We start from the raw sequence: 26982 nt of genomic DNA, 5'->3' as shown, positions 1-26982 counted from the left end.
TCCGGCCGGTGAGCGGGACACCCGCAAAAGAATGTCAAGGATTCCGCCCGGAACGAGGTCGCGGGCGAATTCGCGGTGCCGCCGCCGCGAGAATCGCACGCATGGCTGACACCTCGCCTCGGGAAATCCCTGCGACGGGCCCGCCCCGATCGAATGGGAAAGCGCTGTTCGATTCGGTCGCGAGGAGCGCGACCGGGGGAAGTTCGCGGACCCGGAGCCCGATGAAATCCCCGCAGGAATCGATGACCGGTGCGGCGATGAATGCCGCGCCGGCGAACGGCGCACCGGCGCGGCGAATGGTGGTGAGATGGGCGCCGGCCGTCGTGGTGCTCGCGCTGACAGCGGTCGCGCTGAGCCGCTACGGCGTCCGCGTCTCCGACATGGCCCGTTTCTGCGGCTACGTCGTCGCCTGTCTCGCGGTGCCGGGAACGCTGCTGGTCCGGGCCCTCTACCGCGGTGACCGCTCCCGGGCCGAGGAGGTCGCGCTCGGCCTGGCCCTCGGATACGCGCTCGAGGTGTTCGCCTACGTCGCGGCCCGCGCCGTGGGGGCGCCGCTGCTCGTCCTCGCGTGGCCGGTCGCGACGTACGCCGCCTTCCTCCTCGTGCCCCGCCTGCGGCGGCACTGGAGGAGCGCCCCCGCCACGGCCCGCTCGCCGGTCTGGTGGTCCTGGTCGCTGGCCCTCGTCGTCGCCTATCTCGTGATCTGGAGCGCCGTCAACTTCTTCCGGACACAGGCCCTCACCTGGCCGGCGCTCGGGGCGTCGTACCCCGACATGCCCCTGCACCTGGCGTTCATCGGCGAGCTGCGGCACCACGTGCCTCCGACGATGCCGATCGTCGCGGGGGAGTCCCTGCCGTACCACTGGTTCGTCTACGCCCACTACGCGGCGGCGAGCTGGGTGACCGGCGTCGAGCCGCTGGTGCTGCTGTTCCGCCTCGGCATGCTGCCGATGATCGCGGCGCTCGTCGTCCTGCTGGGCATGGTCGCCCGGCGTGTGACCGGGTCGCGGGCCGCGGCGCTGATCGCCCTCGCCGCCGTCTTCCTCGTCGCGGCGCCCAACCTCTACCTCGGCTCGGTGGGCGGGGCGCTGGTGTGGAAGCCCGTGCAGTCGTGGTCGAGCCCCACTCAGACCTTCGGCGCGCTGCTGTTCGTCCCGGTCTTCCTCCTGCTGACCGATCTGCTGGAGAACCGGCGGCTCCTGGAGAACCGGCGGCGGAATCCGCGGGAGTGGCTCCTGCTGGGGGTCTTCCTGGCGGCCGTCATGGGGGCCAAGGCGACGTACCTGCCCCTGCTCACGGCGGGCCTGGCGGCGGTGGCCGTCGTCGAGGCGGTGCGGCGGCTCCGCCCGCCGGGCCCGGCCCTGGCGGCTCTCGGCATGAGCGCCGCCTTCCTGATGTACGCCCAGTTCGTCCTGTACGGCGGGGTGCGCGGGGGGACGACGGTCGCCCCGCTGTCCCTCATGCGGGTGACCTGGGGCGGTGTGGTCGGCGACGGAGGGCCGCTCGAGGCGTCCCTGGCCGCGGTCTGCGGGCTCACCCTGCTGTGCGTCCTGTCCGGAGCCGTCGCCTGGTGCGGGACGCTCGGCCTGCTCAGCCGGCCCAGGACGCTCACGCGGCCCGCCGTCGTGCTGTCCCTCGGCCTGGGCCTGGCCGGGCTCGGCGTGGCGCTGCTCTTCGGGCATCCCGGCCTGTCGGAGATCTACTTCCTGCAGGCGCCCTATCCCTACCTGGCGATCGTCTCGGTCTACGGCCTCGTCGTCGTCACACGACGGTCGGGGACGTCGCCGCTGTCCATGGTGTGCGCCGCCGGCGCCGGAGCCGTCGCCGCCTACTGCGTCCGGATCCTGTGCGACATCCGGGTCCCGCTGCCCGCGGGCGAGCCGTTCGGCGTGCTCGCCCTGCCGTACGCCGCCCTGCTGGTCTTCGTGGGGTTGACCGCGGTCGGGCTGGTGGCCGCGCGGCGCGGCGGGCCGCGCTCGTTCGCTCTCACGCTGGCCGTGACCTCGGCGTTCGCCGCGCCGGCCGCCTGGTTCACCCGGGTGCTTCCGGTGACCTACAAGGCCCCGGTGGTCGCGGCGGAGGACGCCGAGCGCGGGGCGCGGGCCGAGGCGATGCCGCAGGGCATCGTCACCGCCGCGCGGTGGCTGCGCGACCATTCCCGTGCCGGCGACGTCGTCGCCACGAACCTGCACTGCCGCCTCGGCGTCGACGGCCCCTGCGACAGCCGGGCGGCCTGGGTGTCGGCGCTGGCCGAGCGGCGGGTGCTCGTCGAGGGATGGGCGTACGCGACGGCGAACCTGGACCGGTGGAGTCCGGGCCAGGTGCTCTGGTATCTGCCGTTCTGGGATCGTGAGCGGCTCCGGGCGAACGAGGCGCTGTTCGCCGCGCCCTCGGCGCGGGCGGCCCGGTCGCTGCGGGACCGTTACGGGGTGCGCTGGCTGTTCGTGGACGAGCGGCTGACGGTCCCCGGCGCGAGGCTCGGAGACGTCGCCGCCCCGCGGTTCCGCTCCGGGGACTTCACCGTCTACGAGATCGCCGGCCAGGGCGCGGAGCGCTGAGCGCTCTTGAGATACTGCGCGCTCTTGAGATATCGGGCGGCGGCCGGCCCGGTGTTGAAGATCAGGTCGAGCACGCTGACGTGGTGGTCGAACGGCGGGTGCGCCTGCGGATACTCCGGATAGCCGGAGTAGTCGAACCACCGGACTCCGATCCCGGCCCGGTCGAAGAGGCTCTCGTCCAGGTAGGCGCGGGCGGCCGGGCCGGTGAGGTACTCGTCGGCGCCCGCCTTGCGGCACAGGTCCACAAGACGCTCGGTCTTGGCGCCCACCGCGCCGTAGTCCTCGGCGCGGCCGAGGGTCGCCGGGATGCCGAGCAGACCCAGCAGTCCTTCCAGGAAGTGCCGGTTGATGTCCGACAGCCGGTCGCCGCGGCAGTCGAGGTAGAGCCGTTCGAGCGCCGGTGCGACATCCTCGAAGCAGGGGGCCTTGCGGTAGGTCTGCGCGAGCAGGAGCCAGTGCGCGCGGGGCCACTCCATGTCGCTCGCGACCACCTCGTTGATCAGGCGGCTGCGCGGGCCCCGCCGCACCGGGATCGACAGCCACTTCGGGCCGGCCGCCGTCTTGATCAGGTTGCGGTTGCGCCAGTCCCTGTCGGTGTACTGCACGTCGTCGAACAGGATGAACTCGTCGACGTGCGCGATCAGGTCGAAGTACCCCTTCCAGGGGATGTAGTTCGACTGCACGATGGCGACCCGCTTCACGCGCTCCACCCCTCAGGCCCGCCCGTCACCGTCATCGGCTGCGCCGCACCGCTCTCCACCCGGGTGCGGACGATGTAGGTGGGGCGTCCCATCCTCTCGACGTGGATCCTCCCGAGGTACTCCCCGATGATGCCCAGCGCGATCATCTGGGCGGACGCGAACAACGCGATCATCGACGCCGTCGAGGTGAAGCCCTTGACCGTGCTGTCGCCCGACCAGTACGTCCACAGGAAGACCGTCAGCAGGACGATGCCGAACGCCCCGGTCAGCAGGCCGAAATAGGTCACCAGGCGCAGCGGGAGGGTGCTGTATCCGACGAACACGCCGATCGCGTGGCGGACGAGCATCGCGGGCGTGTAATTGGAGCGGCCGACGAGCCGGCTCTGCATCCGCACCTCTACGGTGCCGACCCGGGTGGTAGCCCAGGAGAAGGCGATGTCGATCTGCGTATGCGGACCCCCGACGCCGTCCAGCGACTCCCGCAGGAAACTCCGGAAGGCGCGGAACGCGGAGATGTCCGCGCCGTTTTCCGCGCCGAACCGCCCGGAAAGGCCAGACTTCAGCGATTTGGAGGCGAAATCGCGGATTCGCCCGTGGGTGCCGCCGCTCGGCACTCCGTACACGATGTCGAGGTCGGGCCCCAGGCCCGCCAGGAGCCGGGGAATCTCCTCCGGCGGATGCTGCAGGTCGTCGTCCATCGTCACCATGACCTCGTAGCGCGCGCATCGGATGCCCGCGACCAGGGCGTTGTGCTGCCCGTAGTTGCGGGCCAGCAGCACGGCGCGGACGCTGTCGTGCCGCTCGACGAGGCCCCGGGCCACCTCCCACGTGTCGTCGGGCGAGCCGTCCACGACGAGCACGACCTCGAAGAGGTTCGCGGCGGCGGGCAGAACGGCGAGAAGGCGTTCCACCAGGGCCGGCAGCGTCCGGGCGGATCGGTAACAGGGGATCACAACGGATACGTTGGTCATGGCGTCATTGTGATGAGCGGCTGTCGGCCTCCTCGTGCCGCACATCCGAATTTGCGGGATATTGAGAAACCCGATCCGCACCTTTCACGCTCGTTCGCAATGTGGCCCGCCGGGTCGGGGCGGATCCGCGCATAGCATTGGCGACTGGCGGGCGGCCGAACGGAATTCCGCGGCCCCGCCCGGGAGAAAAGCGCGGGACGATTCCGTTCCCTCTGCGCGGCTCCCGCATGCCCGATGAGGGGAGATCATGGACGTCACATTGAGGCCGGTCCGCGAGGCGGACCTCGACGTTTTCGAAGCGGAACGGGCGACGCCCGAGGCGCGGGGCGAATTCCAGTGGTACGGATATCGCCACTCCGGCGCGCTGCGCCGCCAGTTCGCGGAAAACGGCCTGCTCGGCGACGACTACGGGCGGCTGGCCATCGACTCCGGCGGCGACACCGCCGGATGGGTGGCCTGGTGGAAGACGGTCTGGGGACCCGAGACGACGTGCTGGTGCTGGGCGATCGGAATCTGCGTCTTCACGGGCTTCCGCAACCGCGGCATCGGCACCGAGGCGCAGCGCCTGCTGGCGGACTACCTGTTCGCGCACACCCGGGCCGAGCGCCTCCAGTGCTTCACCGACGTGGCCAACATCGGCGAGCAGCGCGCGGTGGAGAAGATCGGGTTCGTGCGTGAGGGAGTCCTGCGGCGAGCCCAGTGGCGCGACGGCGGCTGGCACGACCAGGTCCTCTACTCGCTGCTCCGCGGTGAGCCGCGATGAGCCGCCCACCGGATATCGGGGAAGGACGCGAACAGCGGTGAAGGCACTCGTCCTGGCGGGCGGCAAGGGCACGAGGCTGCGCCCGCTGACCCATACCTCGGCCAAGCAGCTCGTCCCGGTCGCCAACAAGCCGGTGCTCTTCTACGGGCTGGAGGCGATCAGGGACGCCGGCATCACCGACGTCGGGATCATCGTCGGCGACACGGGCCGGGAGGTCCGCGAGGCCGTCGGCGACGGCTCGGCGTTCGGGCTCGACGTCACCTACATCCCCCAGGAGGCGCCGCTCGGGCTGGCGCACTGCGTCCTCGTCGCGCGGGAGTTCCTGGCCGGCGACCCGTTCGTCATGTACCTGGGCGACAACTTCCTGGTCGGCGGCATCCGCGGCCTCGTCGACGCCTTCCGCGCCGAGGAGTGCGACGCCCGCATCCTGCTCACCCGGGTGGCCGAGCCGCAGTTCTACGGCGTGGCCGAGCTCGGCCCAGACGGGGAGATCGTCGCGCTGGAGGAGAAGCCCGAGCACCCGCGCAGCGACCTGGCGATCGTCGGGGTCTACACGTTCTCCCCGGCCATCCACGAGGCCGTACGCGCGATCAGGCCGTCCGCGCGGGGCGAGCTGGAGATCACCGACGCGATCAAGTGGCTCATCGACACCGGGCACCGCGTGCGGTCGCACTTCGTCACCGGCTACTGGCGCGACACCGGCCGCCTCCAGGACATGCTGGAGTGCAACCGCATCGTGCTGGAGGCGGTCGAGCCCGACGTCGCGGGGACCGTGGACGGACTGTCGGAGGTGAGCGGGCGTGTGGTGATCGCCCCCGGCGCCGTGGTCGAGGGCTCGGTCATCCGCGGTCCGGCGGTGATCGGCGCCGACACCAAGATCATCGGCTCGTACGTCGGGCCGTACACCTCGATCGGCGAGGGCTGCGTGATCGAGGACGCCGAGGTGGACTACAGCATCGTGCTCGCCGACTCGGCCGTCCGCGGCGTCCGCGGCATGACCCACTCGCTGATCGGCCGCAACGCGGAGGTCACGAAGGCGACCGGGGTGCCCAACGCCTACCAGCTCATGATCGGAGACCACAGCAAGGTGCAGGTTCGCGCATGAAGCTCCTCGTCGCCGGAGCGGCCGGCTTCATCGGCTCCCACTACGTCCGCTCGCTGCTGTCGGGCGCCTACCCCGGGTATGAGGACGCCCGGGTCACGGTGCTGGACACGCTCACCTACGCAGGCAACCCGGCCAACCTCGCCCCCGTGGAGAGCGACCCCGCCTTCACGTTCGCGTACGGCGACGTGTGCGACGCGGAGCTGCTGCGCGAGCTGGTCCCCGGGCACGACGTGGTGGTGAACTTCGCCGCCGAGACCCACGTCGACCGTTCGATCACCGGTGCGGGCGACTTCGTGACGACCAACGTGCTGGGCACGCAGCGGCTGCTGCAGGCCGCTCTGGAGGCGGACGTCCGCACGTTCGTCCAGGTGTCCACCGACGAGGTGTACGGCTCGATCGACGAGGGGACCTGGACGGAGGCGGAGCCGCTGTTGCCGAACTCGCCCTACTCGGCCGCCAAGGCCGGGGCCGACCTGCTCTGCCGCGCCTACCACCGCACGTACGGACTGGACGTCCGGGTGACCCGGTGCTCCAACAACTACGGGCCGTACCAGTACCCGGAGAAGGTCGTCCCGCTGTTCGTCACCAACCTGATCGACGGGCGGCCCGTGCCCCTGTACGGCGACGGGCGCAACGTGCGGGAGTGGCTGCACGTGGACGACCACTGCCGGGGCATCCAGCTCGTGCTGGACAAGGGGGAGCCCGGCGAGGTCTACAACGTCGGCGGCGGGGTCGAGCTGAGCAACCTCGAACTCACCCGCCGCATCCTCGACGCCTTCGGCGCGGGATGGGAGATGGTCGAGCAGGTGCCCGACAGGCCGGGGCACGACCGGCGCTACGCGCTGGACAGCGGCAAGATCAGGGCGATCGGCTACGCGCCCCGGGTGGACTTCGACGAGGGACTCGCCGGCGTCGTGCGCTGGTATCGGGACCACCAGGACTGGTGGCGCCCGCTCGTGAACCGCCGCGGCTGAGACGGCACATCGTGACAGACAAGGGACGGGGGTCCTTTATGGAGAAGCTGGTCGTGGTAGGGCAGGGCTACGTCGGCCTGCCGCTGGCCGTGCGCGCCGTGCACGCCGGGTTCGACGTGGTGGGCGTCGAGGTGGACGAGTGGCGGGTCAAGCGTCTCAACGCCGCCCAGTCGTACGTCGAGGACATCGGCGACGACGCGCTCGCGGCGGCGCACGCGACGGGCCGTTACCGGGCCAGCGCGGACTACGCCGACGCCGAGGACTTCGACGTCTGCGTGATCACCGTGCCGACGCCGCTGACCGACGGTGTGCCCGACCTCAGCCACATCGCGGCGGCCGGCCGGTCGCTCGCCCCACGCCTGCGGGCGGGCGCGACCGTGGTGCTGGAGTCGACCACCTATCCGGGGACGACGGAGGAGTACCTGCGCCCGATCCTGGAGGAGGGATCGGGCCTGCGCGCCCCCGGCGACTTCCACCTCGGCTACAGCCCCGAGCGGATCGACCCCGGCAACGCGCGGTGGCGCCTGGAGAACACGCCGAAGGTCGTCTCCGGCCTCGACGCCGCCGCCCTCGCGCGGGTCCGCGCCTTCTACGAGGCCGTCGTCGAGCGGGTCGTCCCGGTGTCCTCGCCGCAGGTGGCCGAGTTGTGCAAGCTCCTGGAGAACACCTTCAGGCACGTCAACATCGCCCTGGTCAACGAGCTGTCGGTCTTCGCCAGGCAGCTCGGCATCGACGTGTGGGAGGCCATCGACGCCGCCTCCACCAAGCCGTTCGGCTACATGCGCTTCACTCCGGGGCCCGGCGTCGGCGGCCACTGCCTGCCGATCGACCCGTCGTACCTGTCCTGGAAGGTCAAGCGCAGCCTGGGGCACAACTTCCGGTTCGTGGAGCTGGCCAACGACGTCAACGACCACATGCCCGCGCACGTCGTCGACCGGCTGGTGCTGGCGCTGAACGACCGGCGCAAGGCCCTGAACGGCAGCCGGGTGCTCCTGCTCGGCCTGTCGTACAAGAAGAACACCGGCGACTGCCGCGAGTCCCCGGCGCTCGAGGTGGCCAGGCACCTGCGCAAGCTGGGCGCGGACGTGCGCGCGGCCGATCCGCACGTCGACCTCGCCCTCGTGCCCGAGGGGGTGGCGATCGCCGAGGCGTCGCCGCGGGAGATCGCGGCGGCCGACGCCGTCGTGGTCCTCACCGACCACGACTGTTTCGACTACGCCCTGGTCCAGCGCGAGAGCGCCTTCGTGTTCGACACGCGCAACCGCTGCCGGGGGCCGAACGTCGAGCGGATCTGACGACAAGGCGCCACTCGGGCGGTCCCCTCCCGGAGGGGACCGCCCGTGCCGTTTAAGTAGGGCCGTTTCAGCGAGGCCGTTTAAGCAGGGCCGTTTCAGCGGGACAGGTCGTGCGGGCCGACGGCGGGACCGTGCTCCAACGGCAGGTCGCCGATGAGAGCGGCCCCCTCGTACGGACCCCCCTCGTACGGACCAGCGGGCAGCGCGAGCCGCGGCGGCGGGGGCTCGGCCCGGCCGTCCCCGCGCCCGCCCAGACGGCGCGCGACGTCGTCGCGCAACCGCGGCAGGTACGCGTAGAGGCGGTCGCCGGGGCAGGCGGTCCTGTTGAGGTCGCGGTGTCCGACGATGGCCTCGTGCGGGTCGAGCTCGTAGGCGTCGCACAGCCAGGCCAGCAGGGCGGTCAGCGCGGACAGCTGGCGGTCCGGGGGCAGGCAGGACGTGTACGTCCCCTCGGTCTCGATGCCCAGCGTGTGGTCGTTGTGGTCGGCGGCCTGCGCGCCCATCACGTGCTTGCCCGCCTCGACGGCCGGCAGCGAGCGGTTGCGGCCCTCCATGACGTATCCGCCCCGGCTGACGGTGAACTGCTCGCCGATGTCCTCCCAGCCGTTGTGCTTCATGTGGTAGCGCTGGATCGTCCGCGACAGCCGGAAGGCCGCGTCGAGGTCGGTCGCGCCCGTGTTCGCCGTCGCCGTGTGGTGGACGACGAGCCGGTCGGGCGCACGGTCGAGCACCTCGGCCTTGCTCCTGGGCGGATCGGCCTTCCAGTCGGACCGGGTGTACACGCGCGGCCGCCGCGGGCGGTGCGCGGCCCAGACGGGCGTGGCCGTCGCGACGAGCCCGCCCTGCGCGGTCAGCATCGCCATGGGCAGGCACGCCGACCAGAGGAGCCCCGTCGAAAGAAACGCGCGGCGCGAGACCGCTGGCATCCGTCCTCCCCGAGTGCGCGGGCCCTCGGGGGCCCTCGTACGGCGGGAGGCGGCATCGATATCCCCTTTCCCCGCCGCGATATTCCTGCGAGCGGAAAACCGGTCACATGTCAACCGAAATGTCCGCGCCATGCCGTGGCGGAAAATGCCGTAGTCCGGTCATGGAATGGCACTACCGCGATCGCGGGAATTTCCCGAAATACCCGCGTACGGGTCGCGGTGAGGCCGCTGACCTTGTGTGACGGCGACCGGCCGGGGGCGGCGCGAAGGACGACACTCGGATGAAACGCGGGCCGCGCGAGGGGCGCGCCCATGTTAACCCGATGTTGCGTCCGTTATGCGTGTGGATTGCATGTTTCGCGGGTGCGGCACATGTAACGGCCGCACGGTCACGCATGGTCAAAGTGCGTAACGCGCTCTTCCTAGCTTCTGTTACCGGCCCCAGCTGATGAGGACGCAGGAGGAACGATGACGGCGACGCAGGCGGCGGCACACGGGAAGGGCCGCTGGATCGGTGACTGGCGACCGGACGATCCCGCTTTCTGGGAGAGCACCGGCAAGAAGGTGGCCCGGCGGAACCTGGTGTTCTCGATCCTGGCCGAGCATCTGGGCTTCACACTGTGGACCGTCTGGAGCATCGTCGCGGTCAAGCTCGGCGCCTACAAGTTCTCCACCGACCAGCTGTTCTGGATCGTCTCGCTGCCCAACCTCGTGGGCTCCGCGCTGCGCATCCCCTACACCTTCGCGCCCGCCCGGTTCGGCGGCCGGAACTGGACGGTGGTCAGCGCGACGCTGCTGCTGGTGCCCGCCGTCCTGCTCGCGGTGGCGGTGAACGACCCGGGCACGCCCTACTGGGCCTTCCTGGCGATCGCGGCGACGGCCGGGCTCGGCGGCGGCAACTTCGCCTCCAGCATGGCCAACATCACCTACTTCTACCCCCAGAACAGGCAGGGCGCCGCCCTCGGCCTGAACGCGGCCGGCGGCAACATCGGCGTCAGCTCCGTGCAGTTGCTGATGCCGCTGGTCATCGCCGGGTTCGGGCTGGCCGCGGCCGGGTTGTTCTGGGTGCCCTTCGTCCTGGCCGCCGCCGCCGGGGCGTACTTCTGCATGGACAACCTCACCTCGGCCAAGGCCGAGCCGAGGGAGATGGCCAAGGCGGCCGGCCGGGCGCAGACCTGGATCATGTCGGTCCTCTACATCGGCACGTTCGGCTCGTTCATCGGCTACTCGACCGCGTTCCCGCTGCTCATTAAGTCGCAGTTCCCCGAGCACGCCTCGCTGACCTCGCTGGCGTTCCTCGGCCCGCTGGTCGGGTCGCTCATCCGGCCGGTCGGCGGCTGGCTGGCGGACCGCCTCGGCGGCGCCTCGGTGACGTTCTGGAACTTCGCCGCGATGATCGCCTCGGTCCTGCTCGTCTGGCGGGCCATGTCGGCCCACAGCATCGTGCTGTTCTTCGCCGCGTTCATGCTGCTGATCGGCACCGCGGGCGTCGGCAACGGCTCCACGTACCGGATGATCCCGGCGATCTTCCGGGCGAAGGCGGTGGCCGGCGTCGAGCACGGCACCCCCGCGTACGAGGAGGCGCTGGCGACCGGCAAGCGCGACGCCTCGGCGGCCATCGGGTTCATCTCCGCGGTGGGCGCCTTCGGCGGGTTCTTCATCAACCGCGGGTTCGGCAGCTCCATATCCGCCACCGGCGGCGCGGGGGCGGCGCTGGTGGCCTTCGCCGCCTTCTACGCCGTCTGCTTCGCGCTCACCTGGTTCTGCTACATGCGCACCCTCGGAGCGAAGTCGGCGCCGAGCCTGGCGGCCGCCCGGGTCTGAGACGCGGCCTTTCGCGGGCGCCCACGCGGCGCCCGCCTTTTCCGGGCTCATGACTCACAAGCGGCGACAGCACAAGTGAGCTTTCGAGACGACGGGGTCTCTCACACGCGGCGCTCGCCGAAGTTAGCGCGGTTGGCGCCTTGTAGCACAGCGGTAACAGAAGGGACCCAGCGGTGAAACCGCCTGTCAGCACCATCGGATCCATGCCGATCTCACTGCACGCTCCCGGTCCTGTGATGTCACAGGCCTCCGCGGGCACCGCCGTGGGCTCCGCCACGCACTGTCCGTACTGCGCGCTCCAGTGCGGCATGTACGTCGCGAAGGGCGAGATCACTCCACGGGAGGACATCCCGGCCAACGCCGGCGGCCTGTGCCAGAAGGGCTGGACCGCGGCCGAGCTGCTGACCTCGCCGGAACGGCTCACCGCCCCGCTGCTGCACGGCAGCCCGGTGAGCTGGGACGAGGCGCTCGACTACGTCGCCGCCCGGATCGAGGCCATCGGGGCCGCGCACGGCCCGGACGCCGTGGCGGTGTTCGGCGGCGGCGGGCTGACCAACGAGAAGGCATACCAGCTCGGCAAGTTCGCCAGGGTCGCGCTGCGGACCAGCCAGATCGACTACAACGGCAGGTTCTGCATGTCCTCGGCGGCGGCCGCGGTCAACCGGGCCTTCGGCATGGACCGGGGGCTGCCGTTCCCCATCACCGACATCGCCCGCGCCGACGCCGTCCTGCTCGCCGGGGGCAACGTCGCCGAGACCATGCCCCCCTTCGTGCGCCACCTGATCGCGATGCGGTCCGGAGGCGGCCGGCTCGTCGTCGTCGATCCGCGCCTCACCCAGACCGCCAAGATGGCCGACCTGCACCTGCAGGTCACCCCGGGCACCGACCTCGCGCTCGCGCTCGGCCTGCTGCACATCGCGATCGCCGAGGGGTACGCCGACCTGGACTACCTGGCCGCCCGCACGACCGGCTTCGAGGAGGTGTGCACCTCCGTGTCGGCCTGGTGGCCCGAGCGGGTGGAGCGCGTCACCGGCGTCCCGGTCGCGCGGATGCGCGAGGCCGTACGGATCCTCGGCGAGGCCGGGCGCGCGATGGTGCTGACCGGCCGGGGCGCCGAGCAGCACGCCAAGGGCACCGACACGGTCACGGCGTTCGTCAACCTGGCGCTCACCCTCGGGCTGCCCGGCCGTGAGGGCTCCGGCTACGGCTGCGTGACCGGCCAGGGCAACGGCCAGGGCGGCAGGGAGCACGGCCAGAAGGCCGACCAGCTCCCCGGCTACCGCAAGATCGACGACCCGGCGGCGCGGGCGCACGTCGCGGCCGTGTGGGGGATCGACCCGGCCGACCTGCCCGGCCCCGGCCGGTCCGCGTACGAGCTGCTGGACGCCCTCGGCACGGCGGATGGACCGAGGGCGCTGCTGCTGTTCGGCTCCAACCCCGTCGTCTCCGCGCCGCGCGCCGGGCACGTCGCCCGGCGGCTGGACGCGCTCGACCTGCTCGTGGTCTCCGACTTCGTGCTGTCGGAGACCGCGGCCATGGCCGACGTCGTGCTCCCCACGACCCAGTGGGCCGAGGAGGCGGGCACGATGACCAACCTGGAGGGCCGGGTCCTGCTGCGCCGCCAGGCCGCCGCGCCGCCGCCGGGCGCGCGCAGCGACCTGGAGATCCTGCGGGGCCTCGCCGAGCGGCTCGGCTGCGGCGAGAAGTTCCCCGCCGACCCGCGCACGGTCTTCGACGAGCTGCGCCGGGCCTCCGCCGGGGGCGTCGCCGACTACTCCGGCATCACCTACGAGCGCATCGCGGCCGAGACCGGCGTGTTCTGGCCGTGTCCGGAGGCGGCGGGGGAGCCGCACTCCGGTCCACACCCCGGAACGCCGCGGCCGTTCCTCGACGGCTTCGCCACCCCGGACGGCCGGGCCCGCCTGGTGCCGGTGGACCACCGCCCGCCCGCCGAGGACGTGGACGAGGAGTTCCCGCTCTACCTGACGTCGGGGCGGGTGCTCGCCCACTACCAGTCGGGGGCGCAGACGCGCCGCATCCGCCCGCTCACGCAGGCGTCGCCCGAGGTGTTCGTGGAGCTGCACCCGGACCTCGCCGAGCGGCTCGGCGTCGCCCCCGGCGACCGCGTCCGGGTGCGCAGCCGCCGGGGCGCCGCCGAGGGCGTGGCGCGCGTGAACGCCTCGATCCGGCCGGACACGCTGTTCATGCCGTTCCACTGGGAGGGCGTCAATCTGCTCACCAACCCGGCGCTCGACCCCACGTCGCGGATGCCGGAGTTCAAGGTCTGCGCCGCCGCGATCGAGCGGTGCGCCGAAGACGGGGAGCGTGTCGCGTGAGGCTCGTAGTGGTGGGGAACGGGATGGCGGGCTCGCGCCTGGTGAGCGAGGTCCGCGCCCGGGACAAGGACGCGAAGATCACGGTGTTCGGCGCCGAGGCGTGGCAGCCGTACAACCGGGTCCTGCTGTCGAACGTGGTGGCCGGCACGTCGAGCCCGGACCAGGTCCGGCTCCTCGACCCCCGCTGGTACGCCGACCACGGCGTGACCGTCCGTCTCGGTGTCGAGGTCACCGCGATCGACCGGGACTGCCAGACGGTGGTCGCCGCCGACGGGACGCGCGAGCCGTACGACGTGCTCGTGCTGGCCATGGGCAGCGAGCCGGTCGTCCCGCCGATCCCCGGCGTGGAGCGGGCGACGGCGTTCCGCACGCTGGACGACTGCGAGCGGATCAGGGAGGCCGCCGCGAGCGCGCGCAGCGCGGTCGTGGTCGGCGGCGGGCTGCTCGGCATCGAGGCGGCGCGGGGCCTGGCCGGCCGGGGCGTCCCGGTGACGCTGCTGCACCTGGCCGGGCACCTGATGGAGCGCCAGCTCGACGAGGAGGCCGGGCTCATCCTCCGTGAGACGCTCGGCGCGCTCGGCGTCGCCATCCGCACGGGCGTCACCGTGAGCGCGATACGCGAGCGGCACGTCGAACTGGCCGGCGGCGAGCTGATCGAGGCCGATCTGGTCGTGCTGGCCTGCGGCGTGCGCCCGGTCGTCGGGCTCGCCCGCGACGCGGGGCTGGAGGTCGAGCGCGGCGTCGTCGTGGATGACGAGTTGCGCACCGACGACCCGTCGATCTTCGCGATCGGGGAGTGCGCCCAGCACGCCGGCCGCGTCTACGGATTGGTGGCCCCCGGCTGGGAGCAGGCGTCGGTCGTGGCCGACCTCGTCACCGGCGCCGACAAGGGCGCGCGTTACCGGGGCTCGCGGCTGGTCACCCGGCTGAAGGCCAGGAGCGTGGAGCTCGCGGCGATGGGGGAGACCCAGCTGACGGAGGACGAGGCGGAGATCGTCCGCTTCTCCCACCGGCACAAGGGCACCTACCGCAAACTCGTCATCCGGGACGGCCGGCTGGTCGGCGCGATCCTGCTGGGCGAGACCTCCGCGGTGGGGACGCTGACCCAGCTCTTCGACCGGGGAGGTCCCCTGCCCGGCGACCGCACCGGGCTGCTGTTCCCCGATCTCGCGAGTGTGGGCGGCGCCGCGGTGGCCGACAGCCCCACCCGGATGCCGGACTCGGCCCGGGTCTGCCAATGCAACAACGTGACGAAGGGCCAGATCAGGGCGTGCTGGGAATCCGGCGCGCGGAACGTGGAGGCCGTGGCCGCCGCGACGAGGGCCACCACCGGTTGCGGGAGCTGCCGCGACGCGGTCGAGGGCATCGTCGGCTGGCTGTGTGAGCAGGAAGGCGTGAGCGCATGAAGGACCGTAAGCGGATGAGACTCGTCGTTGTAGGACACGGCCCGACGGCACACCGCCTGATCGAGACGCTCGCCGGCCGGGGCTTCGAAGGGACGGTCACCGTTTTCGGGGAGGAGCCCCGCCCGGCCTACGACCGGGTGGCGCTGACCTCCTATCTCAGCGGCAAGAGCGTCGAGGACCTCACCTATCAGGTGCCGGACGGCGTCACGCTCAGGACCGGCGTCCGCGTCACCGCGATCGACCGCGCGAACCGCACCGTCACCACCGACGCCGGCGACAGCGAGCCGTACGACGTGCTGGTGCTGGCCACCGGGTCGGCGCCGTTCGTGCCGCCGGTGCCTGGCCGGGACCTGCCGGGCTGCTTCGTGTACCGGACGATCGACGACCTGGACGCCATCAGGGACGCGTCGCGGGACGCCCGCGCGGGCGTGGTCATCGGCGGCGGCCTGCTGGGCCTGGAGGCGGCCGACGCCCTGCGCGGGCTCGGCCTCGACACGCACGTCATCGAGATGAGCGGCTGGCTCATGCCGCGCCAGGTGGACGAGGGCGGCGGCTCGGTGCTGCGCGGGCACATCGAGGGGCTCGGGCTGACGATCCACACGGGCGCGGGCGTTCGGTCGATCGAGGCCGGCCCGGACGGCCGGGTCACCTCGCTCGTGAAGCCCGACGGCGAGGCGATCGACGCGCAGGTCGTGGTCTTCTCCGCCGGCATCCGGCCGCGGGACGAGCTCGCCCGCGGCTGCGGCCTGGAGGTCGGCGAGCGCGGCGGCATCGTGGTCGACGCGGGCATGCGCACCTCCGACGAGCACATCTTCGCGATCGGCGAGTGCGCCCTGGCCGGGGGCATGGTCTACGGCCTCGTCGGGCCCTGCAACACGCAGGCGGAGGTGGCCGCCGAGCGGATCCTGGACGGGCCGGCCGCCTTCACCGGCGCCGACATGTCCACCAAGCTCAAGTTGCTCGGTGTGGACGTGGCCCAGTTCGGCGCCATGTCGGGCGCGCTCGACGTCACCTACATGGACCCCGTGGGCGGCGTCTACAAGCGGCTGTTCATCAGCGACGACGCCAAGACCCTGCTCGGCGGCATCTGCGTCGGCGACGCCGCGCCGTACAACGCGCTGCGGCCGTTCGTCGGCAAGCCGCTGCCCGGCGCGCCGAGCGATCTGCTGTTCGCCGGCGCGGGCAAGGCGTCGGTCGACCTGCCCGACGACGCGCAGGTCTGCTCCTGCAACAACGTCACCAAGGGGAAGATCTGCGCGGCCATCGCCGACAAGGGCCTGACCGACGTGCAGGGCATCAAGGACTGCACCCGGGCCGGCACCACCTGCGGAAGCTGCGTGCCGATGCTCAAGCAGATCCTGGTGAAGTCGGGCGTCGACGTCGGCAAGGCGCTGTGCGAGCACTTCCCGCACAGCAGGGCCGAGCTGTTCGACATCGTCAACGTCCGGGGGATCACGACGTTCTCCCAGCTCATCGCCGAGCACGGGACCGGTCGCGGCTGCGACATCTGCAAGCCCGCGGTCGCCTCGATCCTCGCCTCCCTGGGCCGCGGCCACATCCTCGACGGCGAGCAGGCCGCGCTGCAGGACACCAACGACAAGTTCCTGGCCAACATCCAGAAGAACGGCACCTACTCGGTCGTCCCGCGCATCCCGGGCGGCGAGATCACTCCGGACAAGCTCATCGTGATCGGCGAGGTGGCCCGCGACTTCGGGCTCTACACGAAGATCACCGGCGCGCAGCGCATCGACCTGCTCGGGGCCCGGGTCGAGCAGCTGCCCGCCATCTGGCGCCGCCTCGTCGACGCCGGCTTCGAGTCCGGCCACGCGTACGGCAAGGCGCTGCGGACGGTGAAGTCCTGCGTCGGGTCCACCTGGTGCCGGTACGGCGTGCAGGACTCGGTGGGCCTGGCCATCGCCCTGGAGTTGCGCTACCGGGGGCTGCGCTCGCCGCACAAGCTGAAGTCGGCCGTGTCCGGCTGCGCCAGGGAGTGCGCCGAGGCCCGGTCGAAGGACTTCGGCATCATCGCGACCGAGCAGGGCTGGAACCTCTACGTGGGCGGCAACGGCGGTTTCACGCCCCGCCACGCCGACCTGCTCGCGTCCGACCTGTCCACCGACGAACTGGTCAGGACGATCGACAGGTTCCTGATGTTCTACATCCGCACCGCCGACCGGCTCCAGCGCACCGCCGCGTGGCTGGAGAACCTGGACGGCGGGCTCGACTACCTCCGTGAGGTGATCATGGAGGACTCGCTCGGCATCTGCGCCGAACTCGACGCGCAGATGGAGCGGCACGTGTCCACGTACGTCGACGAGTGGCGCGCCACCATCGAGGACCCCGACAAGCTGCGCCGCTTCGTCAGCTTCGTCAACGCCCCCGGCGTGCCCGACCCCTCGATCTCCTTCGAGACCGAGCGCGACCAGATCAAGCCGATGCCAATCCCACTGGAGGTGACCCGCAGATGACCATCCTCGACGCGACACCGGCCCTTGCCGGCCACTGGACCCCGGTCTGCTCCTACACCGACCTGCTGCCCGAGCAGGGCGCGGCGGTGCTCGTCGGCGACCGGCAGGTGGCGGTCTTCCGCACCTTCGACGGCGCCCTGTACGCCCTGGGCAACCTCGACCCGTTCAGCGGGGCGTACGTGATGTCCCGGGGCATCGTCGGCACCAGGAACGGCGAGCCGACCGTGGCCTCGCCCATGCACAAGCAGGTGTTCTCGCTGGTGACCGGTGTGTGCGCGGACGGCTCCGGCGTCGCCGTGCCGACCTACCCCATCCGAGTCACCGACGGAACCGTGGAGGTGAGCGTGGTATGACCGCGCTGGTGGACGAGACCCCGATGAGCCTGGAGACGGCGCCGGACGCGCTGGCCGGGTTCACGATCGGGGTGACGGCGACCCGCCGCAGCGAGGAGCTGGCCGCGCTCCTCGAACGGCGGGGCGCCCGGGTCGTGCGGGCGCCCGCGATCCGCATCGTGCCGCTCGCGGAGGACGCCGGGCTGCTCGCCGCGACCCGGGCCTGCCTGGAGGCGCCCGTCGACGACGTGGTCATCACCACGGGCGTGGGATTCCGCGGGTGGATGGCGGCGGCGGAGGGCTGGGGCCTGTCCGCCGACCTGAACGCGCACCTGGGCCGCGCGCGGCTGCTCGCCCGCGGCCCCAAGGCGCGCGGGGCCGTCCGCGCGGCCGGCCTGGTGGACTTCTGGACGCCGGCCACGGAGTCGTGCGAGGAGGTCAAGGAGTACCTGCTCGCGCAGGACCTGCACGGCCGCCGCATCGCGGTGCAGCTGCACGGCGAGCCGCTGGACGGCTTCGTCGCGTCGCTGCGGGAGGCGGGCGCCGAGGTGATCGAGGTGCCGGTCTACCGGTGGCTGCCCTACCGCGACACCTCGCCGCTGCGCCGCCTGATCAGCCAGGCGATCACCGGCTCGGTGGACGCGGTGGCCTTCACCAGCGCGCCCGCCGTGCTGGCCATGCTCGGCGCCGCCCGCGCCGACGGGCTGGAGGACGCGCTGCTCGCCGCGTTCGGCACCCGCGTGGTGGCGGCCTGCGTGGGTCCGGTCACGGCAGGGCCGCTGACCCAGCGCGGCGTGCCGGTCGTCCAGCCCGACCGGGCCCGCCTCGGCGCGCTCGCCCGGGCCCTCGCCCGCCACCTGCCGGAAAGCGGCGTCACGCGGCTCGTCGCCGGCGGGCACGAGCTGGAGATCCGCGGCCACGCCGTGGTGGTCGACGGCGAGCTCAAGCCGCTGCCGCCCGCCCCGATGGCCGTGCTCAAGCGGCTCGCCGAGCGCCCCGGGCACGTCGTGAACCGGGCCGACCTGCGGGTCGTGCTGCCCGGCGGCCCCTCCCGCGACTCGGCCGAGCACGCGGTCGAGATGGCCATCACCCGCCTGCGCCGGGCGCTCGGGCCCTCGGGCATCGTCGAGACCGTCGTCAAGCGCGGCTACCGCCTCGCCTGCGGCCGGGACGAGCGGTGACCCCGACCCTCGTGATGGCGGCGCACGGGGCGCGCAGCGGCCACTGGGAGTCGGTCATGGACTCCCTGGCGGCCCGAGTGCGCCGCGCCAGGCCCGGCGCGCCGGTCGAACTCGGGTTCCTGGAGATCAGCGCGCCGCTGCTGTCCGACGTGCTGTCGCGGGTGGCCGGGCCGGTCGTGGTGGTCCCCATGCTGCTCGCCGGGGGATACCACGCGCACATCGACCTGCCGGCCGTCGTCGCCCGCACCCGGCCCGACGCGGTCGTCGCCGGGCAGCTCGGGCCGCACCCGCTGCTGACCTCGGTGCTGGCGCGCCGCCTGGCCGAGGCCGGCCTGCGGCCCTGTGACGCCGTGATCCTGGGCGCGGCCGGCTCGTCCGACCCCGCCGCGCTCGACGATGTCCGCGCCGCCGCCCGGCTGCTGTCCGTACGGCTCTCGCGTCCCGTCACCGCCGCCTTCGCCTCGGCCGGGACGCCCACGCTCGCCGAGGCGCTCGAGCGCACCAGGGCCGGCCTCGCCCCGCGCGTCGCCGTCGCCTCCTACCTGCTCGCGCCCGGCTTCTTCCACGACCGGTTGGCGAGCAGCGGCGCGGACCTGGTCAGCGCGCCCCTCGGCGTGGACGACGACCTGGCCGCCCTCGTCTGGGCCCGCTTCGACGAGGCCCTCGCCCGGCCCGCCGCGACCGTTCCGCCCGCCCGCGCGCCGCGCCCCGCCGGCACCCGGAGCTGACGCCTCCCCCTGCCCGCCGCACCAGCAGCGGGAGCCGGATCAGGCGGCGTGGTCGCGGAGGTACTGGGCGAAGGCCTCCCTAGCCAGTTGCGACACGCTCTTGCCCTCCCGTTCCGCCAGCGCCCGTGCGGCCGCCTTCTCCTCCGGACTGAGGCGGAACGTCACCTGAGGTGAGCGCGTGCCCGGCGCCGTGAGAGAGGGACGGCCCACCGTCCGGCGCACATGCTCGACCGCGGCCTCGACATAGGCCTTATCGATCCGATTCCCCCGCCTGTCGTAGAGCTCCTCCGTGCCCAGGTCGACGTCCGACTCGTCGTCCACGGTGAGCTCGACGTCCTCCGGGGGCCAGGGGCCGGTGTACTCGGTCATGGCTCGTTCCTCCTGAGCGCGGTCGGCATCGCGTGGATCACCAGCAGGTACTTCTCGGTCAGAACGGCGATCACCTCGAGCTCCAGCCCGCGATCATCCACGCCGAGCCAATGCCACTGCTCGTCCAGACCAGGCCCGGGTGGCGGCACTATCCGGGGCGGCTGGCCCCGGATAACGGCAAGGACCCGCGCTGTCCCGATGCGATGCTTCCGCGCTGACTGCGTGAACCTGATTCTACGCATGAGGAGCAATTGTGCCATGCATAATTGATCGATGTTCACGCATCGTGAATGACTGTTTGCTCTCGGTTTGCATATGTGTTGTATCGATGAGGGCATTGGGTGTCGGGCGTGGACGACGACCTGGCCGCCCTCGTCTGGGCCCGCTTCGACGAGGCCCTCGCCCGGCCCGCCGCGGCCGCTCCGCCCGCCCGCGCGCCGCGCCCCGCCGGCAGCCGGGCCTGAGCGGACCGCGTCCGCGCCTTTCTCTCTTTTTTGCCGCGCCGGTCTGTTCGCAGGCCGGCGCGTACGCATTCTGCGACTCCGTCGCCATGGAGAATGCACCCCCTTGGGCTCGGATAATTCGGTAGGACGCCTGTCCGGTTGGGGTTGTCGGCCCGCTGATTACCGGTCGAAGGGTGGTCGGGTAGGGGTTGACCTGTGGTTCCAGGGCCCTCACGCTTACCCAATAACCGAGGAAAAAGGGTCCGTAATTCACTGCCCCGGAAATGGCCGTGGGGTACCCCCAGGCCAGTGGCGGTCTGCCATTCCATCGATCCGGGCTTTCATTCATGGTTTATTCGCCGAGGTGAATGTGAGGAGGCGAAGATGCCGCATGCCGATTTCAGGTCTTCTCCGCCGCCCCCGGGAAGCGAACGGCCGGAGAGACTGCTGCGCCTCCTGGCCGAGGACCTGCGGACGATCGTCGAGCGGGACCCGTCCGTGCGCGACCGGAAGGAGGCGTTGCTGCACCCGGCGCTCCCGGCACTGTGGCTGCACCGGGTCGCCCACCGGCTGCACCGGCATGGCAGGCGACTGCCGGCCCGGCTGCTGATGCTCCTCGCCCGGTGCGTCACCGGGGTGGAGATCCACCCGGGTGCGGTGCTCGGGCGCAGGGTCTTCGTCGACCACGGCGCGGCCGTGGTGATCGGGGAGACCGCGGTCGTGGGCGACGACGTGACCATCTACCACCAGGTGACCCTGGGGGCGGTCGGCTGGTGGCGCGACAACCTGCGCGCGGAAGGGGAACGGCGGCACCCGGTGATCGGAGCCCGCGTGGTGCTGGGCGTCGGCGCGACCGTTCTCGGCCCGGTGCGCGTGCGAGACGACGCCGTCATCGGGGCGCGGGCGCTCGTCCTCGACGACGTGCCCGCCGGCGCGCGCGTCCTCGCCTCCGCCGGGACCGTGTCACCGCCTCGCGCCGGCACGGCCTCCCGTACGGCCCGAGCCGACCTGCCCCGACCCCTCGAAGAAAGGAATGGATCGATGAATCCGGACAGCACGGTCCTGATAGTCGGCGCCACGGACGAAACCGTGCGCAAGGCCAAGGAGCTGGGCCTGACCGTCCTGCTGCTCCAGCACCCCACCAAGGTCAGCCCCGAGCAGGAGGAGCTCGCCGACGTCCTGCGCGTCCTGGACTACACCGACTGGGCGGCCGTCGAGCCCGTCGCGAGGGAACTGTGGCAGGAGCCGGGGTTCCGCGTGGCGCTGTCCATCACCGAGCCGGGGCTGGAGAACGCGGGACGGGTCAACGACCTGTTCGGCCTGGGCGGCACCGGCTACGAGGTCACCAGGAGGTTCCGCGACAAACTGGCCATGCGCCGCCATCTCGCGTCGGTTCCGGGCGCGGAGCTCGACCCCTCCGCGGTGGCCGCCGAGCCGCTCCTGCGGCGAGAGGACCTGGACTCCTTCGGCGCCGTCCACGGCTACCCGTTCATCGTCAAGCCGACCGACGCGACCGCGAGCATCGGCGTCTTCCGGGTCGGGGGGCCGGAGGACGCCGAGCGGGTCTGGGCCACGGTGGAAGGGCTGCGCGGCACCCGGACCGACCGGGTCTCGACCATGTACCTCCTGCGGGACTTCCTCATCGAGGAGTACGTCGAGGGACCGGAGTTCAGCGTCGAGGCGTTCAGCTTCGCGGGCCGCCACGTCGTCGTGGCGATCACCGAGAAGTTCGTGCACGCCGACCGGTTCGCGGAGCTCGGCCACGCCGTGCCCGCCCGGCTGGACGAGCCGGTCCGGGAGCGGATCCGTGCGAGCGTGCGCCGCTTCCTCGACCTGATCGGTCTCAGGGACGGCGTCACGCACACCGAGCTGCGGCTCGGCCCGCACGGCCCGGTGATCATCGAGAGCCACAACCGCGTCGCCGGCGACATGATCCCGGAGCTCGTGCGCGGCGCCTACGGCATCGACCTGGTCGAATATGCCCTGGGCTGGCCGTTCGGGCTGGTCCCCGAGCTGCCGGACCGGCCGGAGGCGCACGCCGGGGCCAGCGTCCGCTCCCTGGTGAGCGAGCCGGGCCGGGTCGAGTCGGTGGAGGGCGTCGCCGACGCCGCGGCGCGGGAGGGCGTCCTCGACGTGCGCGTCACCGCCAAGCCCGGCGACATGGTGCACGCGTTGCGCGACAACTGGGACCGGCTCGGCCTGGTGGCGGTGACCGGCCCCGACACGGACGCGGCCATCCGCCGCGGCGCGGAGGTCATCGACGACGCCATCCGGATCCGGATCGTGGGCGAGGACGGGCGGACCTGGCTCGCGCACGCGGCCGAGGCCCGATCCCTGGCGGAGGTGCCGGCATGAGCGTTGTCATCGTGCACCGCAACCCGCTGGAGCCGTTCCCGTACGACCGCTGGCTACGCGACCACGAGGGCCCGGTGGTGATCCTCGCCGCCCGCGACAGGTTCGAGCCGTTCGGCGAGCGGATCCCCGAAGGGAACCTCGGCTACACGCACCTGGAGCTCTTCGACCACGACGACGAGGTGGCCGGGCGGGTCGCGCGCCTCGCCGCCGAGTACGGCGCAACGCACCTGATCGGGGAGCACGAGGCCGACGTGCTGCGCGTGGCCGCCCTGCGCGAGGAGCTCGGGCTGCCCGGCGCGCGGGCCGCCGACGTGCTGCCGTTCCGGGACAAGGCCCTGATGAAGGAGCACGCGGCGCGGGCCGGCGTGGAGGTCGCCCCGCACGCCGTGCCGCGGACCGCGGCGGACGTGCTGGCCTTCGCCGGCGTCCACGGGTTCCCCCTCGTGGTCAAGAACAGGGCCGGTTTCAACTCCATCGGCCTGCGCATCCTGCGCGACCGGGACGCGCTGACGGCCTTCCTCGCCGAGGCGTACGGCTCGCCGCGGGACGAGCAGCAGGACGAGCAGCGGGGCGAGCAGCGGGGCGAGCAGGGAAACGCGCAGCGGGACGACCTGCTGCTGGAGGCGTACGTGCCCGGCCGCATGTGCCACGTCGACGGGCTGGTGGTGGACGGCGAGGTCGTGCTGGCCTGGCCCTCGCAGTACCAGTACGAGCTGGCGTCGTTCGGCACCGACCCAGGCTCCCGGGTCGACCTGGCGCTCGACCCCGGCGACCCGCTCACCGGCCGCCTGCTGGAGCTGACCGGGCGGACGCTGGCGGCGCTGCGACGGCCCGGCGGCCGGCTGCGCGACCACGCCTTCCACGCGGAGATCTTCCACACGCCCGACGACCGGCTGGTGCTGTGCGAGATCGCCTGCCGGTCCGGCGGCGGGAAGATCCGGGAGGTCTTCCACACCCTGTTCGGGGTCAACCTCGCCGAGTGCTCCATCCGGGCCCAGCTCGGCCTGCCGCTGCCCGACGTGGAGCGGGCCGTACGCCCCGGGCGGCGGCCGGAGCCGGCGCGGATGGCCGGTCAGGTGCTGATGATGAAGCGGCCGGGGCTCATCCACGCGCTGCCCGACGTCCCGCGGGAGCCCTGGGTGGAGCACTTCTGGCTCTACGCGAAGCCGGGCCAGGTGGTCCCGCCCGCCTCGGGCTCGGCCGACTTCCTGACCGTGGCCATCGCCTCGGCCCCCTCTCGGGCGGAGTGCGAGCGCAGGCTGCGCTCGCTCGGCGCGCGGCTGGAGGAGCAGGTGCGGATCGGGGCGGTGCCGTCGTGACCCGCCCGTCGACGCAGGCGCGCTACATGGCCGGAATGGTGGTCGACGCCACCGGCAGCGGCATGTACCTGCCCCTGTCCCTGCTGTTCTTCCACCACGTCACCGGGCTGCCGATCGAGCGGGTCGGCGTCATCATGACCGGGGCGGCGCTGTTCAGCCTGGTCGGCAACCCGATCGCGGGCGTGCTCGTCGACCGCTTCGGCGCGCGGGCCGTCGTCGTGGGCGGCTACCTGGTGCGCGCCGTGGGGTTCGCCGCCTACCCGCTGGTGGACTCGCCGCTGACGATGTTCCTCGCGGTGGCGCTGGTGGCGCTCGGCGACGGCTCCTACCCGCCGTCGATCCAGTCGTTCGTCGCCTCGATCGCGCGGGGCGCGGACCGCGACAGGCTCCTCGCCGCGCAGCGCAGCCTGCGCAACGCCGGACTCGGCGCGGGCGGCCTCATCGCGGGCGCCGCACTCGGCCTGGGCAGCGACGCCGCCTACCGGGTGATCGTCCTCGTCAGCGCCGCCGCGTTCGCCGGCGCCGCGCTTATCTTCCGCACGATCCCTGTTCCCGGCGGCCGGGCTCCTACGGTCCCGCGGGCGGCGACGGACCGGCGGAGCGGGGGATACCGGCTGGTCCTGCGCGATCGCACGTTCCTCGCCCTGACCCTGCAGAACGTGCCGACCGCCTTCGGCTACATGGTGCTGTCGGTGGCGCTGCCCGTCTACGTCACCCAGGAACTGGACGTCCCCGCCTCGCTGGTCGGCGTGCTGTACGCGGTCAACACCGTCGGCATCGCGCTGCTGCAGATCCCGGTGACGCGGCGGCTGATCCGCTATCGGCGCACCCGCACCGTCGCGGCGGGCGCCGCCACGTTCGCGGCGTCGTTCGCCGCGTTCGCCCTGCTGGCCGGGGTTCCCGCGCGGCCGGTCGCCCTGGCCGGGGTCTTCGCCGCGACGGCGCTGTTCACGCTGGGGGAGATGCTGCACGGCGCGCCGCTGTCCGCGCTCGTGTCGAGCGCGGCCCCCGAGGAGACCCGCGGCAGGTACATGGCGGTCTACCAGTTCTCCTGGGCGATCCCGATCACGCTGGCTCCGGCGGTGCTGACCGCGCTGCTGAGCCTGTCGCCGGTCTCCATGTGGCTGCTGCTGGCGGGAGGCGTCTCCTGCTCGGCGCTCACCATGCTCCGCCTGGAGTCACGGCTGCCCGCCCGGGCCGTCCACGCGCGGATCCCCGAAGACCCTGAAGACCCCGAAGACCCCGAAGACACAGGCAACCGTCGCGACGCGACGGCGACACAGAAGGCTGGTGTGGACTGATGGGCAGATCGAGTTGGCATGTGCTGCAGGGAGAGGACCCCGCGTACGCGCTGCCGGAGGCCGCCGGCCAGTGCGGCTGGGTGAGCCAGTTGCGGCCCTTGATCGTCGAGATGAGCCGGCCGGGCGACGTCGTGCTCGACCCGTTCGCCGGCTGGGGGACGACGCTGGTGGCGTGCGCGGTCGAGTCCCGGAAGGGGATCGGCCTGGAGGTCTCGCCGGAGCGCGCGGAGCAGGCGCGAAAGCGCCTGGAGGAGTATCCCGGCCAGACGATGCTGTGCGCCGACGCCCGCACGCCGCCGCTGCCGGAGGAGTCGGTGGACTTCGTCCTGGCGGACCTGCCCTATTTCGGCACCGACCTCGACACCGACTCCTCGGTGGAGGGCCAGTTCTACGCGCTGCGGGACTACGACGAGTACCTGAGCGCGCTCGACGAGGCCTTCGCCGCGGTGACGAGGGTCATGCGGCCCGGCGCGCGGGCGGTGCTGGCCGTGCAGAACCGCCGCCTGGCCGGCAGGTTCGTGCCGCTGGCCTGGGACGTCGCCCGGGTGCTCGGCCGGCATCTGACCCTCGGTGACGAGCGGATCCACTGCTACGACCGGCCGGTGAGCGACGACGACCCGATGCTGACCAATCGCTCGCACGAATACCTGCTGGTGGCCGCGAAGGAGCAGGCATGATCCCCCTGATCGGCCGTGAGATAGCGGCCAGGATCGACGATCTCATCGGCGACACGCCCCTGTTCCGCCTCGCCCTCGACGGCCTGCCTCCGTCCGCCACCGTGCTCGCCAAGCTGGAGGCGGCCAACCCGCTGTCGAGCATCAAGGACCGGGTGGCGCTGCGCATGATCGAGGAGGCCGAGGCGTCCGGGGCCCTGACCCCCGGTGCGACCGTGATCGAGTCCACGTCGGGCAACACCGGAATCGCCCTGGCGGCGCTCGCCGTCAGCCGGGGATACCCGTGCGTCGTCGTGATGCCGGACAACGCGTCGCGGGAGCGCACGCTGATCCTGCGCATGCTGGGCGCCCGGGTCGAGTTCACCGACCACGTCCTCGGCTTCCAGGGATGCGTCGACAGGGCGAGGGAGCTGCACGCCGCCGTCCCCGGGTCCTGGTACGCCCGCCAGCACGAGAACCCCGCCAACGTCATGGCCCACTACACGACCACGGGACCGGAGATCTGGGCCGGCACCGGCGGCGAGGTCGACGTGCTGGTGTGCGGAGTCGGGACCGGCGGCACCCTCACCGGCACGGCCCGCTACCTCCGCGAGCGCAACCCCCGGCTGCGCGTCGTCGCGGTCGAGCCGGAGGGTTCCCCCCTGCTGTCGGGAGGCTCCCCGGGGCCGCACCGGATCCCCGGCCTCAACGGCGGCTTCACCAGCCCCGTCACCGACGTCACCCTCGTCGACGACGTGATCACCGTGCCGGACGGCGAGGCGGCCGCCATGACCCGGCTCATCGCGGCTACGACCGGGCTGCTGGTCGGAGTCTCCTCGGGCGCGGCGGCGTACGGCTGCGCGGAACTGGCCCGCCGCGAGGACCTGTCGGGGCGGACGATCGTGACGATCTTCCCGGACACCGGTGAGCGCTACCTCAGCTGGTGGCCGGCCTGACCCGTCGACGATGTCCCA

At 72.2% G+C, this 26982-nt stretch carries 21 protein-coding genes; 17 read left to right on the top strand and 4 right to left on the bottom strand.

Annotated features, from left to right (window positions below; genetic code table 11):
• Positions 1–296: 296 nt before the first annotated feature.
• Positions 297–2558 (top strand): hypothetical protein, encoded by a 2262-nt coding sequence (locus HHX35_RS29810; protein WP_182901994.1) that lies wholly within the window; start codon positions 297–299, stop codon positions 2556–2558.
• On the opposite strand, the gene HHX35_RS29805 is transcribed toward HHX35_RS29810, so the two are convergent.
• Both HHX35_RS29805 and HHX35_RS29800 read right to left on the bottom strand, forming a co-directional pair.
• Positions 2525–3259 carry a WbqC family protein gene (locus HHX35_RS29805; RefSeq protein ID WP_182901993.1) on the bottom strand — a complete coding sequence of 245 codons (735 nt, stop codon included), beginning with the start codon at positions 3257–3259 and terminating at the stop codon, positions 2525–2527. The genes HHX35_RS29810 and HHX35_RS29805 overlap by 34 nt on opposite strands.
• Positions 3256–4230, bottom strand: a complete 975-nt coding sequence (locus HHX35_RS29800; RefSeq protein WP_182901992.1) for a glycosyltransferase family 2 protein — start codon at positions 4228–4230, stop codon at positions 3256–3258. Before HHX35_RS29800 ends, HHX35_RS29805 begins: the two co-directional genes overlap by 4 nt.
• A gap of 247 nt (positions 4231–4477) precedes the next feature.
• Between HHX35_RS29800 and HHX35_RS29795 the strand changes: the two genes are divergently transcribed.
• From HHX35_RS29795 to HHX35_RS29780, 4 genes are read left to right on the top strand one after another with little or no spacing between them, the layout of a single operon-like run.
• A complete protein-coding gene (locus HHX35_RS29795) occupies positions 4478–4993 on the top strand; it encodes a GNAT family N-acetyltransferase (RefSeq protein ID WP_182901991.1) in 516 nt (171 codons plus the stop codon).
• 37 nt (positions 4994–5030) lie between these two features.
• Positions 5031–6098 carry a glucose-1-phosphate thymidylyltransferase gene (locus HHX35_RS29790; protein WP_182901990.1) on the top strand — a complete coding sequence of 356 codons (1068 nt, stop codon included), beginning with the start codon at positions 5031–5033 and terminating at the stop codon, positions 6096–6098.
• Positions 6095–7072 (top strand): dTDP-glucose 4,6-dehydratase, encoded by a 978-nt coding sequence (gene rfbB / locus HHX35_RS29785; RefSeq protein ID WP_182901989.1) that lies wholly within the window; start codon positions 6095–6097, stop codon positions 7070–7072. The genes HHX35_RS29790 and rfbB overlap by 4 nt, the downstream gene beginning before the upstream one ends.
• Before the next feature lie 38 nt (positions 7073–7110).
• A complete protein-coding gene (locus tag HHX35_RS29780; protein ID WP_182901988.1) occupies positions 7111–8367 on the top strand; it encodes a nucleotide sugar dehydrogenase in 1257 nt (418 codons plus the stop codon).
• Between the two features lie 95 nt (positions 8368–8462).
• Here the strand turns inward: HHX35_RS29780 and HHX35_RS29775 are convergent, their stop codons facing one another.
• Positions 8463–9293 (bottom strand): peptidoglycan recognition family protein, encoded by an 831-nt coding sequence (locus HHX35_RS29775; protein WP_259405518.1) that lies wholly within the window; start codon positions 9291–9293, stop codon positions 8463–8465.
• A gap of 468 nt (positions 9294–9761) precedes the next feature.
• On the opposite strand from HHX35_RS29775, the gene HHX35_RS29770 reads away from it, so the two are divergent.
• From HHX35_RS29770 to HHX35_RS29740, 7 genes are all read left to right on the top strand, one after another.
• Positions 9762–11117, top strand: a complete 1356-nt coding sequence (locus tag HHX35_RS29770; RefSeq protein ID WP_182901987.1) for an MFS transporter — start codon at positions 9762–9764, stop codon at positions 11115–11117.
• Positions 11118–11353: 236 nt separating this feature from the next.
• Positions 11354–13453 (top strand): molybdopterin oxidoreductase family protein, encoded by a 2100-nt coding sequence (locus HHX35_RS29765; RefSeq protein ID WP_259405537.1) that lies wholly within the window; start codon positions 11354–11356, stop codon positions 13451–13453.
• Complete coding sequence (locus HHX35_RS29760) at positions 13450–14859, top strand: FAD-dependent oxidoreductase (protein WP_182901985.1); 1410 nt, start codon at positions 13450–13452, stop codon at positions 14857–14859. The genes HHX35_RS29765 and HHX35_RS29760 overlap by 4 nt, the downstream gene beginning before the upstream one ends.
• Before the next feature lie 14 nt (positions 14860–14873).
• Entirely contained in the window at positions 14874–17327 is a 2454-nt protein-coding gene (gene nirB / locus HHX35_RS29755) for a nitrite reductase large subunit NirB (RefSeq protein WP_182901984.1), read from the top strand.
• A complete protein-coding gene (gene nirD / locus HHX35_RS29750) occupies positions 17324–17680 on the top strand; it encodes a nitrite reductase small subunit NirD (protein ID WP_139573011.1) in 357 nt (118 codons plus the stop codon). Before nirB ends, nirD begins: the two co-directional genes overlap by 4 nt.
• Positions 17677–18840, top strand: coding sequence for a uroporphyrinogen-III synthase (locus HHX35_RS29745; RefSeq protein WP_182901983.1), 1164 nt, complete (start codon positions 17677–17679; stop codon positions 18838–18840). The genes nirD and HHX35_RS29745 overlap by 4 nt, the downstream gene beginning before the upstream one ends.
• Complete coding sequence (locus HHX35_RS29740; protein WP_310739386.1) at positions 18837–19568, top strand: sirohydrochlorin chelatase; 732 nt, start codon at positions 18837–18839, stop codon at positions 19566–19568. The genes HHX35_RS29745 and HHX35_RS29740 overlap by 4 nt, the downstream gene beginning before the upstream one ends.
• A gap of 39 nt (positions 19569–19607) precedes the next feature.
• On the opposite strand, the gene HHX35_RS29735 is transcribed toward HHX35_RS29740, so the two are convergent.
• A complete protein-coding gene (locus HHX35_RS29735) occupies positions 19608–19937 on the bottom strand; it encodes a plasmid mobilization protein (RefSeq protein WP_182901982.1) in 330 nt (109 codons plus the stop codon).
• A gap of 827 nt (positions 19938–20764) precedes the next feature.
• Between HHX35_RS29735 and epsC the strand changes: the two genes are divergently transcribed.
• Genes epsC through HHX35_RS29705 form a run of 5 tightly spaced genes read left to right on the top strand, consistent with a single transcriptional unit; the run spans position 20765 to position 26964 of the window.
• Positions 20765–22735: a serine O-acetyltransferase EpsC gene (gene epsC / locus HHX35_RS29725; protein WP_220506040.1), complete on the top strand. Its 1971-nt coding sequence runs from the start codon at positions 20765–20767 to the stop codon at positions 22733–22735.
• Positions 22732–24054 (top strand): hypothetical protein, encoded by a 1323-nt coding sequence (locus HHX35_RS29720; RefSeq protein WP_182901981.1) that lies wholly within the window; start codon positions 22732–22734, stop codon positions 24052–24054. Before epsC ends, HHX35_RS29720 begins: the two co-directional genes overlap by 4 nt.
• Entirely contained in the window at positions 24051–25355 is a 1305-nt protein-coding gene (locus HHX35_RS29715; RefSeq protein WP_220506039.1) for an MFS transporter, read from the top strand. Before HHX35_RS29720 ends, HHX35_RS29715 begins: the two co-directional genes overlap by 4 nt.
• Complete coding sequence (locus HHX35_RS29710) at positions 25355–26032, top strand: TRM11 family methyltransferase (protein ID WP_182901980.1); 678 nt, start codon at positions 25355–25357, stop codon at positions 26030–26032. The genes HHX35_RS29715 and HHX35_RS29710 overlap by 1 nt, the downstream gene beginning before the upstream one ends.
• Positions 26029–26964: a PLP-dependent cysteine synthase family protein gene (locus tag HHX35_RS29705; RefSeq protein WP_182901979.1), complete on the top strand. Its 936-nt coding sequence runs from the start codon at positions 26029–26031 to the stop codon at positions 26962–26964. Before HHX35_RS29710 ends, HHX35_RS29705 begins: the two co-directional genes overlap by 4 nt.
• Positions 26965–26982 lie beyond the last annotated feature (18 nt).

This window comes from Microbispora sp. H10830 (assembly GCF_014161375.1).
In the GTDB taxonomy this organism is placed as follows: Bacteria; Actinomycetota; Actinomycetes; order Streptosporangiales; family Streptosporangiaceae; genus Microbispora; species Microbispora catharanthi.
This window is presented reverse-complemented; position numbering and strand designations above follow the sequence as displayed.